The 13,831-nt window shown below is 28.3% G+C and carries 15 protein-coding genes; all 15 read right to left on the bottom strand.

Annotated elements, in window-relative coordinates; all coding sequences use genetic code 11:
• Positions 1-42: 42 nt before the first annotated feature.
• A complete protein-coding gene (locus tag RM519_RS12950; RefSeq protein ID WP_311594245.1) occupies positions 43-792 on the bottom strand; it encodes a methyltransferase domain-containing protein in 750 nt (249 codons plus the stop codon).
• A gap of 70 nt (positions 793-862) precedes the next feature.
• Positions 863-2,074, bottom strand: a complete 1,212-nt coding sequence (locus RM519_RS12945) for an O-antigen ligase family protein (RefSeq protein WP_311594244.1) — start codon at positions 2,072-2,074, stop codon at positions 863-865.
• Positions 2,064-3,041 (bottom strand): O-antigen ligase family protein, encoded by a 978-nt coding sequence (locus tag RM519_RS12940; protein ID WP_311594349.1) that lies wholly within the window; start codon positions 3,039-3,041, stop codon positions 2,064-2,066. The genes RM519_RS12945 and RM519_RS12940 overlap by 11 nt, the downstream gene beginning before the upstream one ends.
• A gap of 208 nt (positions 3,042-3,249) precedes the next feature.
• Positions 3,250-4,209, bottom strand: coding sequence for a polysialyltransferase family glycosyltransferase (locus tag RM519_RS12935; RefSeq protein WP_311594243.1), 960 nt, complete (start codon positions 4,207-4,209; stop codon positions 3,250-3,252).
• Positions 4,185-5,429 carry an MATE family efflux transporter gene (locus RM519_RS12930; protein WP_311594242.1) on the bottom strand — a complete coding sequence of 415 codons (1,245 nt, stop codon included), beginning with the start codon at positions 5,427-5,429 and terminating at the stop codon, positions 4,185-4,187. Before RM519_RS12930 ends, RM519_RS12935 begins: the two co-directional genes overlap by 25 nt.
• 46 nt (positions 5,430-5,475) lie before the next feature.
• The gene (locus tag RM519_RS12925; protein WP_311594241.1) at positions 5,476-6,063 is read right to left on the bottom strand and encodes a hypothetical protein; all 588 of its coding nucleotides are present in this window, start codon (positions 6,061-6,063) and stop codon (positions 5,476-5,478) included.
• Between the two features lie 11 nt (positions 6,064-6,074).
• On the bottom strand, positions 6,075-6,623 hold the full coding sequence (locus RM519_RS12920; protein ID WP_311594240.1) for an acyltransferase: 549 nt from the start codon (positions 6,621-6,623) through the stop codon (positions 6,075-6,077).
• A gap of 12 nt (positions 6,624-6,635) precedes the next feature.
• On the bottom strand, positions 6,636-7,382 hold the full coding sequence (locus RM519_RS12915) for an oxidoreductase (protein WP_311594239.1): 747 nt from the start codon (positions 7,380-7,382) through the stop codon (positions 6,636-6,638).
• Positions 7,364-8,281: a Gfo/Idh/MocA family protein gene (locus RM519_RS12910; RefSeq protein WP_311594238.1), complete on the bottom strand. Its 918-nt coding sequence runs from the start codon at positions 8,279-8,281 to the stop codon at positions 7,364-7,366. The genes RM519_RS12915 and RM519_RS12910 overlap by 19 nt, the downstream gene beginning before the upstream one ends.
• Complete coding sequence (locus RM519_RS12905; RefSeq protein ID WP_311594237.1) at positions 8,278-9,003, bottom strand: acylneuraminate cytidylyltransferase family protein; 726 nt, start codon at positions 9,001-9,003, stop codon at positions 8,278-8,280. Before RM519_RS12905 ends, RM519_RS12910 begins: the two co-directional genes overlap by 4 nt.
• A gap of 2 nt (positions 9,004-9,005) precedes the next feature.
• Positions 9,006-10,052, bottom strand: coding sequence for a nucleotidyltransferase family protein (locus RM519_RS12900; RefSeq protein ID WP_311594236.1), 1,047 nt, complete (start codon positions 10,050-10,052; stop codon positions 9,006-9,008).
• A 42-nt stretch (positions 10,053-10,094) separates the two neighbouring features.
• Positions 10,095-10,769, bottom strand: coding sequence for a PIG-L deacetylase family protein (locus RM519_RS12895; protein WP_311594235.1), 675 nt, complete (start codon positions 10,767-10,769; stop codon positions 10,095-10,097).
• 3 nt (positions 10,770-10,772) lie between these two features.
• The gene (locus tag RM519_RS12890) at positions 10,773-11,654 is read right to left on the bottom strand and encodes a formyltransferase family protein (protein ID WP_311594234.1); all 882 of its coding nucleotides are present in this window, start codon (positions 11,652-11,654) and stop codon (positions 10,773-10,775) included.
• 5 nt (positions 11,655-11,659) lie between these two features.
• Positions 11,660-12,829 carry a UDP-N-acetylglucosamine 2-epimerase gene (gene neuC, locus RM519_RS12885; RefSeq protein WP_311594233.1) on the bottom strand — a complete coding sequence of 390 codons (1,170 nt, stop codon included), beginning with the start codon at positions 12,827-12,829 and terminating at the stop codon, positions 11,660-11,662.
• Positions 12,826-13,830, bottom strand: a complete 1,005-nt coding sequence (gene neuB / locus RM519_RS12880; RefSeq protein ID WP_311594232.1) for an N-acetylneuraminate synthase — start codon at positions 13,828-13,830, stop codon at positions 12,826-12,828. The genes neuC and neuB overlap by 4 nt, the downstream gene beginning before the upstream one ends.
• Position 13,831: the final 1 nt, after the last annotated feature.

The raw sequence follows: 13,831 nt of genomic DNA, 5'->3' as shown, positions 1-13,831 counted from the left end.
AAAAATAACACAATTTAAATTAGAATTAAAACGAAAAACTGTTTATTGTTTCTTAACAATTAAAAAGTGGTTTTGAGAAAACCATGGAAATAAATTACTTAAAATGTTGTCAAAATAATAAAAAAGAACTTCAATTTTTTTTATTCTATTTTTTGAAATTTTTAGGATAATTTTAGACATCATATTCTTCGGTAAAAACCCATATCTTTTATGTTTTACAACATAAAATCCTGAATCATTAATTTTTGAAATAATTTCTTTTTTTGAATAAAGAAATGCATGATGTTGTCGATTAAAAAGTCTCGAAATAAATTCAATCCAGGAATATTTATTCGGTAAGTGAGCAATAACTAAAAAACCAGAATTAATCAAAACTCTATTCAATTCTTTAAGAGAACTCGTATCATCTCCTTTAAATTCTCTCACATGTTCAAGTACCCCACACGAAACTGCAATGTCAAATTGATTATTTCTAAATGGAAGTTTTATTGGGGAATCTGTAAAATAACATTCAAATTTCCCTTTTTCAGAAAGTGACTTCAACGATTTCGTATAAATTGTATAATCGTCTTCTTGGGGGCTTAGAGCTGTTACATTCTTACCTAGCATAGATTGAATATACGAAAAATGTCCATACCCAGCTCCCCAATCTAATAAATTTCTTCCGACTAATTTAGACGTATTCTTGTGAATCCATTCGTATTGTTTCAAATAAAATCCAGATTTTAAAATTGTTTCCTCTTCAAATACTTTATCTAAGTCTGCCTTTAATTTATCTATCAATTCTGTCATTTCTTTACTTCCTTTTTAAGTTTAAAAATTTTATCATAAAAATCTAACGGCATAGTTAATAATAGTTTTTTTAATTCTTATTTATACTATTACTTAAATATAATACAAATATTGAAGAAAAAACAGAAAACACTATAATACCTTTTATTATATAAAGCGAAGACTCGGTAAATATTGATAAACTCGAGAAAATAATAAAAGCCACCAATTCAAAATGAGTAAAGGAAAAACACCTTTTAATTTTAATTAATGGACCAAAAATCAAATAAACTAAACTTGTAAAACCCAAAATACCCATGTCAAGAAAATGCATCAAATATTGATTATGTAAATCATAGCCTTTATAATGAATTCTCGGGTCATTAATCGAAAGAATATATTCCTTTGACACTTTAGTTCCCGAACCTAATCCTTCCCCTAAAATAAACATATTATCCTGAATTTTATTAAAAGCATTTTGCCATAGAAAAACTCTCTCATCACTTGAAATTGTTTTGAACTTAAATATTAAATATGGGAAATTGCCAATAATTAAACCTAAAATTACTACAACTACAACTGCTGCAAACATTTTACTTTTTTTATTTGTTGCTACAGACTTGAAAAATATGATAAGGTAAAAAAAGTGAATGAAAAGGTTTATTATCAATGGTGTTCGTGCAGATAAAAACAGAATATTCAAATTAAAAATTGCTAACAATAAAATAGATAACCTATTTGGAAATATTTTGGAAATCCTATTATTTAATAATACAATATTTGATATTACTAATAAATAACTCCAATAAGTTGGGTGTACATTCATTAGATGAGGATATTTAAATTGAATATAAGTATTGTTACTACTGACTTCATTCATTATTTTTATCCACTCATCAAATTCATAAATAAAAATCACTAATTTGAGCACGGAAATAACAGTAATTCCAAGCATTAATAAGATAAACCATTTAAAAAATAATTGAATCCTTATTCTAGATAAATTACTATAAAACACAATGAAAGGAATAAGTAGCAAAGAAATTTGCCTCTCTAAAATTCTAGAAGATTCCTTTAAATCAATAGAAATAACAGTATAAAGAAAAAATACTGATACATATAAAATGTAAGGGTAAAGGAATTTTTTGTTTTTTCTTAATGTTTGTTTTTTATCTATCTCTAATAAAGAAATAAATAATAGCATTAATACCATGAAAGGAATCATTTTTACCGAGAGAAAAACTGCAGTTATTGGTAATAATGCTAATGTAATAGGCAATAAATAAGTGAGTCTACCCTTCATCAACAAGTAATTTGTTTTGCATTAAAAACAACCCTAAAAAAATTGAATATATCCATCCAACCTGAGCCGCAAATAAAACTGGATTTACCAACAACTCAAGGTGAAAAAACACAAAAGTGCTAAATAATGCCAACCTTTGTTTATGCCTATGCTTTATAAATAATAAAAATATATAAATAAAAACTAAAATATAAATTCCCAAAATAAAAATTCCATTTCGATATAATATATCGATTAAAATATTATGAGATGTTTCATAATCTTGATTTGATTCTGGATCAAAAAAACTAATTCCTCCATTACCGTGCCCGAATAAAAATTGAAATAAAGGAGCTTCTTTCATTCTTTCAAAAATATTTATAAATAAGGACCCCCTCCCTGAAAAAAACACATTTAATTCTTGTTCTCCAGTGAATAAACTAAAAAATCTGTTTTTAACAATTTCAATTACAGAATCTAATTTTCCAGTAAAATATAAAAAAGACAATCCGATAAAAAAGAGGCCTGATGCAAATTTAATCAACAACCTTAATGTTCTTCTATTTGTATCGTAAAACGCCGTAATGAAAACCGCAAGAATTACTCCCAATAAAGCACCTCTAGACATTGTTAAAACAATAACAACTAGGAAAACTAAACACAAAAATACCTTTATCCATCCTTTTTTCAAATAAAAAAAACTGAAACAAAAAGCAAGACCATTAAATAGTGCAAAATTATTTACTCCTCCAATGAAAAGAGCCTCTATCCGCTCAGTCCATCTTATACTAAGTTGAAAAAATTGATTCGGTTCTTCAATTAATACTCTTAAAGAAGATAAAAAGATAACGCAAATAAATAATTTGATCACGTAATCTAAACGAACATTAGTTAGAAAGTTAAGTGTTAAAATAAATACAATCGTATTTTGCAAATAAATTATACTGTTTACAATTTGAATATTTAATAAATCCCCATTATAAAGCATTACATTTATCATTGTAAAAAAGCAAGTAAAAAAAAGGATAAATATTGCCAATAAAGAAAGTTGATTTTGAAATATTTTCCCCCTTTTCACAAGAGTGTAAAGCATAATAATCCCAAAGATGAGAATAGATGAAATATATAGATTTCCGACACTTTCTACGACCACAACATTAAGCGGAATCATAAAAAATAATATTCCTAGTAAAAGTTTAGATATCGATTTTATTTTCAAAACTTAAACTTTGATCAAAATTATTATAAATATTAATGTCTACATTAATTCTATTCGAATAAATCCCATAAGTTTTCATCTTGAAAACTTTAGCATCTATTAATGCCGTTGAAAAAAAACTGTAAGCAGATTTACAATGAATAAATCCATCAGAAGCAGAATCTATAATTTTAATATTTTTCGGCAAATCTAAATGTTTAGTTCTATCCTTACAAGAAGGATGATCCTTTAAAAATACTTTTGTATATTTTTTACTTAAATATTGAAGTGATTTACTAATTAAATAAATTTCATCCTGTTCACTGCAGAGTCCAGATGATGATAAGTTTTGTAAATAGAAAACCGCGTTTTTATTTTTTTGGTTTATTATTTGCTTGTCAAAAAATTCAAATAACGGTTTTTTTAAAAAATTCAAATCTACCACAACATCGGATTTTGCCCATTTCTTTTCTTCAACTAAATAGTTTCTTTCTAGATTTGAATAAACAATATACTTATCGAAATTTATTCCACCAAAACCTGCCCCAAAAATGTAAAAATTAGAAAAAAGAAACGATAAACGATTTATAAAATTTCTTGCCAATTCAATATACAAACGATTTTTTAAGACAAAAATACCATGTTGAAGGGCTATAAATTCTTTTTCAGGAAACACTTTCATCAATTCATTGATAATATTCATACATATATATCCCTCTCCATTTGATAAATAAACTTTTTTAAATTTATTCTCATTAATATATTTGATAATTTCTTCTGTTTGATTTTTAATAATTATCCTATTTTTATATCTTTTCTTAATTAAAGAATACATACTAGTTGAGAAATAATTATCAAATCCTACTTCAAATAAATTTAAATTATGGTGCTTCGCTAAACTACCAAACCTTTCATTCATTGAATTTTCAAAAACTAATAAACAACCTTCCTTTTCCATAACAAAATGGCTCTAAGAGATTTAAAAATTAAAACTATTACGTAGGTAATACAAAAACTAATTGATGCACCCATTAAACCATAAATATCAATCAAATAAAAGTTCAAAATTATATTTGTAAATAATGCTAGGCCCATAGTTAATGTAATAAATTTTTCATCGTGAACAATGTACAAATAAATGTGTCCAATTAATGACATGTTACAAAATATAAAACCAATTATTATGTAAATTAATAGATTGGTATGAATAATTAATTCTGGTTTATTAATTAACATAAAAATAGATTCGCTCAAAAGTATTATCATTAACCCCATTACCAAACTTGACAAGAAGTTTAATAAACCAAATTTAAGTATCAATTTCTTAAATAAATTAAAATTTGATTCATAAGCTTCTATTAATTGAGGTAAGTAAATAATATAAAAACCGCTTAAGACAAATACATTTATTACAAATGCCATAGAAAAAATAAAGGAATATACACCTACTTCTTCTAGGCTTAGAAACTTTCCAAGAATAAATTTATCGGAAAACTCAATCCCTTTAACAAATGCTATCAATACAATAAAAGGCCACAATTTTTTTATTTCTGAGAAAACTTCTTGACCTTTTAAAAATCTAAAATCTTCTTTGGAAACCGAATATAGTTTTGAACTAAAAGTTAAATAGGCTAAAAGAAGTAAACATATGTATGAAATCAACATTATAGCCAATAAAGAATCAAAATTGATAGGACTACTATACAAAGACAGTAAAATACACAAAATCAAAAAAATACTGCTTTTATATATTAATTGAATATTTCCTAATCTGAATTTTTTAGAGATCATCAAATATCTATAAATTTCTTGTGATATATAATCACAAATAATTATTATAAATACTATTATTATGTTTTTTAAAGAAATTAATTCCTTAGGAAGGATTAAAATATAAAATAGAATATATGAACCTAAAAGAATTGGAGAGATAGTAAAAAAAAACCTAATATGTTTTTGATAAATTTTATTAGAGTCTAATCCTTTCGCAATCTCTCTATTACTTTTATTATAATACTCGAAACCAAATAATGTAATTCCAATTAAAACGAAATAACTTATCAATTGAAAAGCCCCAAAATCATTTAAACTCATATTTCTTGCTAAAAACCCCAACAAAAGGAATTTCAATCCAATAGAAACTCCTCTGGTTATTAGACTTTCAATACTTTCTTTCAAACTGGCAACATTTTTAATCTTGATTTACAGAATAATCCTTTCATTCTTATTTTTCTTCAAACTTGTCAAACATGAAAATATTTTCTTTATTCACATCAAGGATTTTTAGTACACTTTCCCTTTTCAATAATTCTTTTATTCTCCAATTTATGCTACTATCTCCATTAAATGCATACTGCCCGACATTTATCTTATCTATATTGATATATGGAAGAGTAGTACTAGACACAAAATATTTGCGCCCATTGTAAATAAACTGTTGACTATTATTTTTAAAATCTAATCCAATAAAGTTCATACCTTCATCCAATTCATTTTTATCTGCTGGATATACATGTACAAAAAATTTACTTTTCCTTTGCTTTTCAGATAGAGTATCTGATTTTATAAATATAATTTCAGTGTCCGAATTTATTTCAGATATATATATGTTATATATACTATCCCGATAAACAGGCTGTTTATCAAGCAAGTATACATATTCAGAATTAGCCTCTTTCTTTATTAAAGATTCCTTTTCAGTTTTTATCGATTGAGCACTTCTCTTTTTACATTGAGCAAAAACAATTAAACCTATAGTAAATAAGGTAATAATTTTGATCAACTTAATTGTATGTTTTTTCTTAAATATCATAATAAGATCTTTTATATTATATTTTTAATAACTTTTGCAGGGCTGCCAACCGCAATACAATTTGGAGGAATACTTTTTGAAACAACACTACCAGCACCTATAACACTATTTCTACCAATTGTAACACCTGGTAAAATAACACATTTAGCACCAACCCAACACCCACTTTCAAGACGTGTGTTCTCGGCTTCAAAATGACCTTGATCAATTATTTTAGTATCCGTTTTTCCAAATTTATGATTAGAAACATAAATATGTACGTCTGATCCGATCAGTACATCATCCTCTAATATAATCCAACCTTTTTTTTCCTTTCTCTTATCGGCAAAAAGCATAGCTCCAGGTCTAATTACTACATTATTCCCAATTCTAATTTTTGAACAATTAATTGCAAAGGCATAGGGTCTAAATTCGGAATAATTTCCAAAAGTGTGAAATTTTGATTTACAAAATGTAACCATTGATTTTTTAAAAAATAATTTCCAATGAGTAAAGGGGCAATCCGGACCAATCCTATCAGAAGAAAAATCAAATCTTATTTTTTTTATAATTCCTATCAAAACTCTAACAATTTATATAGCTGTCCATCCTCCATCAACCATTAAATTATGACCCGTTATGAAGGAGGCTTCATCAGATAATAAAAAAGTTATTGAAGGAGCAATTTCATAGGGCTGACCCATTCTTTTTAATGGTGATTTATTTTCATATCTCTTTATAAAAGAAGAATGTTGGTTGTCCTTTATACCACCTGGTGATACACAATTAACTCGCACATTATGTTTTCCATAATAAGATGCGAGATATCTAGTAAAATTAATTATTCCCCCTTTAATTGCAGAATAAGCCGCAGGAGAGGTTCCTCCATATCCCTCATAAATAGTAAAATCATTTCCCACAACACCATAAATAGAAGATATATTAACAATAGATCCACTTTTTTGATTTTGCATTACTTTTAATACCTGCTGACAAATAAAAAAAACACTATTCATTTGCATATCTACATTTTTCCTCCAAGATTCTAATGTTACATCCTCAAATTTATTTCCCCAATCTTTAGTTCGAGGATATGCATTATTAACTAATCCATCTATTTTTCCATGTTTTTTCAACACAGATTCTACTAATTTTGAAATTGATTCTTCAGATGTTGCATCACAGGAATAATTATTTGTTTCAATACTTGTTTTTACATTAATGTCTGCATTAATGACAATTGCTCCATTATCTTTCAAATGATTTAAAATAGGTCTCCCAATTAATCCGTTTCCTCCAGTTACAATTACTACTTTGTTTTTTAATCTTTTTTCAGACATATTTTTAATATTTTATATGCTTCTTCAATAGAATTCATTTTACTCTTTCCTGATAATATCTCTTCTTGAAAGAATTTCATTTGAGATTCATAAGTATTATATATTTTATTCCTTGATTCAAAAATAATCTTGTCTCCTTTATAAACTTTATTATTTAACAAATCAATTAAGAGCGTTTCATCATCACAAACAATTTCAAGAGTTCTTTTAGAATCTTTTCGAAAATAATTTAAAACTATATTTATATTAAATCTGTCATATTGAAGATTATAATTGGCATAGTCATAAGAATCTATATTTAATGATGATTTACACGAAAATATTCTATTAATTTTGATTGGATTTCCAAATAACCAATATGCATAATCAATTTCATGAATTAAATCTAAATGAACCCCTCCTCCTTGTTCTTTATTTGCACTATACACTTTCTTGAAATCAACATTCTTTCGCCATTCCGGAAGATATGAGCCACAATAAATATTTACTTCGTTTATTCTCTTATTTGTAATTAATTTTTTGGTATAAATTAAGCACTCCAAAAACCTTAGATTACAAGCAACATATGTAACAATATTTTCAGAAATAATAAAATGTACTAATTCCTCCTTTGCATTTAAATTAGAGAAGAGTGGTTTCTCAATAAACAAAGGTATTTTAAATTTTTTGAGTTTTTGTATGGTGTCGAAATGTTTATATGTAGGATTAGATACAATCACAAAATCTAAATTTAGTCTCGCGATATTTTCTAAAGATGTTAAGTTAGTTACTCCTAGTTTCTCTAATTTTTGTGAGGAGGAATTTAAAGCATATAATTCAGAATTTGAATCTAATTTTCTAATCGCCTCAATATGCTTTTGCGCTATAGATCCTAACCCAATAATTAAAGCCCTCATCATAACTCAAATTCGAGTTTATCGTTTTCTAATAAATAACTCATAAACTCAAAATCAATTTCTTCATCAAGGTCAAAGCATAAATGTGGAACTTCATAAATCAACGACCTAACTGTTGTCGATTTAGTGATTTTTTCCTCAAAAAAGTTCCTTCTATAAATATAAAATGACGCGTTCATATCAAAAACTTTTGGGGTAGATTGCCTTGTAAAAAAATCTCCTTTTTTACATACTTCGAAATAACCCTCCCTATTTTCCTCTACCATGTTAAAATAAGGGTTTCTACTAGAGGGGCTCACAGAAAAAATGTTATAGGCTTCCTTTTTTGTTTCAATAATTCGTAAAGCGTTTTCTAAATCTAGTATTGTCCTTAATGGAGAAGTGACATCTAAATCCAAAATATAATCATAACGTAAATTATTTTTTTCTTCTGAATAGCTATAGACATCTTTTATAACGTCTATCTTACCAACAGTATCTGTCGCTAAATATTCTGGTCTTATATAATCGATATCTATTTGATTGTATTTTTGTTTAACTAAATTTAAAATTTGTTTAGAATCTGTAGATAGAACAATATCAACATTAAAATCAGATAATGTGGAAAATTTTATTGCTGTATTCAAGGAATAAAAGATCAAAGGAATACCATTTAACAATTTAATGTTTTTTTGAGGTATACCTTTAGATCCTCCTCTGGCACAAATTGTTATTAATAAATTCATAATTAAAAATTTACCTTATTAATATCTTTTTGAGCTTTAGCAAAATCATCGTGCTTTCCAATATCCAACCAATAACCTCTTAAGGGATACGAATGCACTAAAAAATTCTTTTCTATCAAGGCCTCCATGAGGTCAGTAGCATTGTAAAATTTATCCTTTGGGATTAATTTTAGCACTTCTTTTTTCATCAAATAAATTCCCCCATTAGAATAGTACGTATAAGTTGGCTTTTCTTTAAAACTTATTACTTTATTATCCTCAGTCTCCATTACAGCATATGGAATAGGCACATCATATGGAATAGTTACAACAGATAAATCTGCTCCAGATTCTAAGAAATTTAGAAAAAATTCTTCATAATTTAAATTAGTCAATATATCTGAATTCGTTACCAATATATAATCATGCTTAAAATTTTTCACTTTAGAAACTGCTCCAATCGTACCTAAAGGCTCTGTTTCCCAAACATATTCCGTACATATATGTTTATGTGAACCATCCTTGAAATAATCTTCTAATTGTTCTCCTAAATATCTAACAGACAACCAAAAGTCATCTATCCCAAAAGATCTTAACCTATCAATATTATGCTCAATAATTGGTTTCTCTCCAACCTTAAGAAGGGGTTTTGGTGTGTCATTTGTTAGTGGTTTTAAACGCTCTCCTCTACCTCCTGCCATTACAACTGCATCTATAGGTAAGTATGACTTTAAAAATCTAAAATTAATAACGTTCACAACTCTATTGAATTTATCAAGTACGGGTATTATTCTGTAATTACCCTCTCGATATTCAATAATTTTTTGAATATTGGATTCGCCTTTCCTTATAAATCTTGGATTGGACTGTATAACACCCTCAACATTTTCACTAATACTCGTTCCTTTTATTAATGCCCGTCTTACATCCCCGTCTGTTAATGAGCCCAATAAGGTGTTGTCCGCATAAACTATAAATAATATTGCATCCTTGGCTAAATGATCTAATTTAACTAATGCCTCCTTTATTGTGCTTTCAGATGAAAGCAAATGATCTCTATAATCTGTCATAATTTAAAACTTTTAAACTTAACGTTAATTTTAGTTAAGTTTTTATTTATCAATCCATCTTAATACTTGAAATGCCTCTGCATATTCAACTCCAATGGTAGCGCCCCTAAATGTTGATAAAGCGTCCATATTTCTATAACTTCTTGGAAACGGATGGTCTCCAATTTCTGATTCATATATGGACATAATTTCATTTTTTCTATCACGATAAAGACTTATATCTACGTAATAAGTAGGTATAAATACGTTCTCAGGAAGCGTAGGGCCAAATTCCGTTTCTGAAATGCATTCATACATTAACACCCTTTTTATAAAAGGATACCTGAATGATTTTGTACAAGCCATTACCGCCCGAAATGTAATATTATGATCAGAATGTGCATCAGACCTGTTTAATACATAAATAATCTCTGGTTTTGACTCATTAAAAATTTTGCTTATTTCTGGAATCATCTTTAATAAAGAGTCATCGGTTAAACACATAGTAGGGTATCCAAGTTTATATACTTTGTTAAATCCTAGTTTATTTTTAACTTGTTTTACCTCCTCTTCTCGAAATAAAACTCTTTCTTTCGAAAATCCCTGACTTGTAAAAATACTTGTAGTAATTAACCAATCTACTTGATCCCCATTTGCAACGTGTTTTAATAGTGTCCCTCCACAACCTAACATTTCATCATCTGGATGTGCTGAAATAACAATTACTTTTTTTTTCATAGATTATAAATATTCATTTGGTTTAGGTAAATTACTAAACTCATGGTTAATTAACCATATACTTGCATTCCCAGTTTTAACTTCAATATGGCTATCAACTATCTGTATTACCTTGCCTGGCTCAATGTTTCTATTGTAATTATTACCGACCTTAGACTTCCATACCATTATATCCTTGCCTTCTTTTTCTATATGCGCGCCAATATAGGGTTTGGCAAGACCTCTTATCAAATTATAGATTGCTTCGCTAGACATTCTGAAATCTATTCTACCATCATTCTTTCCCCTTTTCCTCCACAAATTGGCAATGGAATGGTCTTGAGGAGTTCTAGTATAAGTCTTTGACTTTAACTCTTCGTGGAATGTTTCTATTTGGGTCAAAGCCACAGTCGATAATTTATCATATAATTTTTGAGCATCATCATCCCAAGATATTGACACTTTCTTCTGAGATAAAATATCACCATCATCGGCTCCTTCTTTCATAAAGAAGAACGTAGAGGCAGTGTTTTTCAAGCCTAAAACCAACGCCCAAATTATTGGATGTCTTCCTCTATTTTTTGGCAACTCTGTAGGATGATACCCAACCACTCCTAAAGGGGCTAAATTTAATATTTCTTTTTTGAGTAAGTTTGACCAACCAAAACAAAATATTACATCGGGTTTTAAACTTCTTATCCAATTGATGCATTCCGCAGAGTTAATATTCGCAATTGATTTATAATTTAAATCGTTTTCTTTGCATACTTTTACAATATCTGCAAAATCTGCATTAAAACTTGATTTCGTTTTTGTAGCAACACCAACTACATTTGCGTTAATGTCAATTAATTTTTCAAGGGATCTCTTCGAAAACTCTACGGTACCAATAAAAAATATTCTCATTAGTCTTACATGTTAAAATCTAAATCATAAAACGATTTCTTAAGAATATTCTCCAAGTCTACTTCCTTTAGTTTTTCCACAATTTTCTCAGAGGCTCCTGAATCACCATATGGATTAACTACGTCTTTTATATTTATTAAGAACTCGTGAGAAAAAGCTTTTTCCAAAGCTTCTGCTATTCCTAAGACATCAGGGTTACAATCAATAACACTTTCAGCTTTAATTCTTCCATTTTGTCTATCTCCAATGTTAATAGTTGGGATGCCAAAACTTGGAGCCTCTGTTAAACCACTTGAAGAATTTCCTAAAACAACATCAACATGCTTTAAAGCCGATAAATATCTTAACTGTCCTAAAGATACAAAAGCACAAGCCTTTAATGGATTTTTAGTGACATATTGGTCAATAAGTTCTATAATAATTCGACCATTGGTATCGGCATTTGGTTTTGTAAAAATAAAACTTGTGTTTTCTAGCCTATCTAATGCTTTTAACAAGTTTAAAAACTGCCTTTCGGCTGTATTATTTTCAAGTGTTACGGGATGAAAGGTTATTAAAATCGTTTTCTTCTTTAACTTAAAATCAATGGATTTTTCAAATTCATCAAACGTTAATAGTTTTAAATAATGGATATTATCTAATCCTGGAGTACCAACATTAAATACCCTTTCTGGGTTTTCTCCCAATTGTATAACCCTTCTTCTATATATTTCCGTAGCAGTAAAATGAATCTGAGACATTTTAGTAATTGAATGCCTAATTGACTCATCAATTAATCCTTCCGTAGCTTCTCCTCCATGTAAATGAGCAATAGGGATATTACATATCATCGCTGCAGATACTGCAGAGAAAATTTCAAATCGATCACCTAATACAACAATAATGTCTGGGTTCAATTCTTGGTATGCCTCGGAAAAACTAATTTGAACCAACCCCATGGATTTCGAAATTCCAACACCAGTGTCAGAAGAAAGTAATACTTCTATTTTTTTATTTATATCAAAGCCTGATTCCTCAATCGTCTTATAAGTTAAGCCAAACTCTGGAGATAAATGCATTCCAGTTGCAATTAATTGCAACTCAATATTTTTATCTTCTTTTAAGAATTTTAATAGCCAAAACATTAAGCCAAATTCGGCTCTAGTCCCAGTTATAACACAAATTTTTCTCTTCATATTAATTCATCTTCCTTATATTCCATTGTTGCTTTTGTTCCAATAATTGAATCCCACAACATTGGAGAAATTCCATTTCCCGGGCGTTTTACGGCAATATTACTCTCTGTTAAAATTTCTCCTTTATTTATTCTAGTGCTTGCAACTATGCTTTTTCTAACAACTATTTTATTCTTGATTTCACTTTTACTCGGCTCCTTAATCCCATTACCTAAAGCCTCTTCAATATTTCGAATACCATGTACCATACTCTCCAAATCTCTTGGCTCCAAAGATGCTTTATGGTCAGGTCCTTCCATATTATTATCTAGTGTAAAATGTTTTTCTATAACTTTGGCTCCCATTGCTGCTGCTGCAATAGGAATTTCAATTCCCAATGTATGATCTGAATACCCCACGTTAACATTAAACTCTTTCTTAATTGAAAGCATTGCCTTCAAATTTACATCCTCCATTGGCGTCGGGTACTCTGTATTACAATGCAATATGCTGATATCTTTTTTATTTGTTCCAGCCTCAATCACAACATTAATTGCATCTTCAATTTCGCTCATATCTGCCATTCCAGTAGAGATTATTACAGGTTTCCCAAGCCCTCCGATTTTTCTTAAATATGGTAAATTTGTTATTTCACCAGAAGGTATTTTAAACAAGTCTATATTCAAATCATTCAGAAATTCGATACTTTCTAAATCAAAACCAGTAGATAAGAATTTAACTTTTTTAGATTTACAATATTTTATTAGTTCAAAATGAGCCTCTTTACTAAGCTCTAGTTTTTGAAGCATTTCAAGTTGAGACTCTGTTTTATTATTAGTGTTTTCTTTTTGATAAGTAGCCTTTTGGGCATTTTTACTCACCAATTTTTTAGAATTAAAAGTTTGAAACTTCACGTAATCAACACCTGCCTCAGAAGCGGCATCAATCAACTTTTTTGCCAAGTTAATATCACCATTATGGTTTACTCCTGCTTCTGCAATAATTAAAACTCTATTTTTCATC

This window comes from Urechidicola vernalis (assembly GCF_031846385.1).
Taxonomy (GTDB): Bacteria; Bacteroidota; Bacteroidia; order Flavobacteriales; family Flavobacteriaceae; genus Urechidicola; species Urechidicola vernalis.
The sequence above is the reverse complement of the archived record's forward strand: the minus strand, read 5'-3'. Positions and strand labels throughout refer to the sequence as shown.

Coding starts and splice junctions, on each gene's coding strand:
- RM519_RS12895 (WP_311594235.1), bottom strand. CDS start 10,769: ATGAAAAAAAAAGTAATTGTTATTTCAGCACATCCAGATGATGAAATG.
- RM519_RS12950 (WP_311594245.1), bottom strand. CDS start 792: ATGACAGAATTGATAGATAAATTAAAGGCAGACTTAGATAAAGTATTT.
- RM519_RS12890 (WP_311594234.1), bottom strand. CDS start 11,654: ATGAGAATATTTTTTATTGGTACCGTAGAGTTTTCGAAGAGATCCCTT.
- RM519_RS12940 (WP_311594349.1), bottom strand. CDS start 3,041: ATGCTTTATAATGGGGATTTATTAAATATTCAAATTGTAAACAGTATA.
- RM519_RS12900 (WP_311594236.1), bottom strand. CDS start 10,052: ATGACAGATTATAGAGATCATTTGCTTTCATCTGAAAGCACAATAAAG.
- RM519_RS12935 (WP_311594243.1), bottom strand. CDS start 4,209: ATGGAAAAGGAAGGTTGTTTATTAGTTTTTGAAAATTCAATGAATGAA.
- RM519_RS12905 (WP_311594237.1), bottom strand. CDS start 9,003: ATGAATTTATTAATAACAATTTGTGCCAGAGGAGGATCTAAAGGTATA.
- RM519_RS12910 (WP_311594238.1), bottom strand. CDS start 8,281: ATGATGAGGGCTTTAATTATTGGGTTAGGATCTATAGCGCAAAAGCAT.
- RM519_RS12925 (WP_311594241.1), bottom strand. CDS start 6,063: ATGATATTTAAGAAAAAACATACAATTAAGTTGATCAAAATTATTACC.
- neuC (WP_311594233.1), bottom strand. CDS start 12,829: ATGAAGAGAAAAATTTGTGTTATAACTGGGACTAGAGCCGAATTTGGC.
- RM519_RS12915 (WP_311594239.1), bottom strand. CDS start 7,382: ATGTCTGAAAAAAGATTAAAAAACAAAGTAGTAATTGTAACTGGAGGA.
- RM519_RS12945 (WP_311594244.1), bottom strand. CDS start 2,074: ATGAAGGGTAGACTCACTTATTTATTGCCTATTACATTAGCATTATTA.
- neuB (WP_311594232.1), bottom strand. CDS start 13,830: ATGAAAAATAGAGTTTTAATTATTGCAGAAGCAGGAGTAAACCATAAT.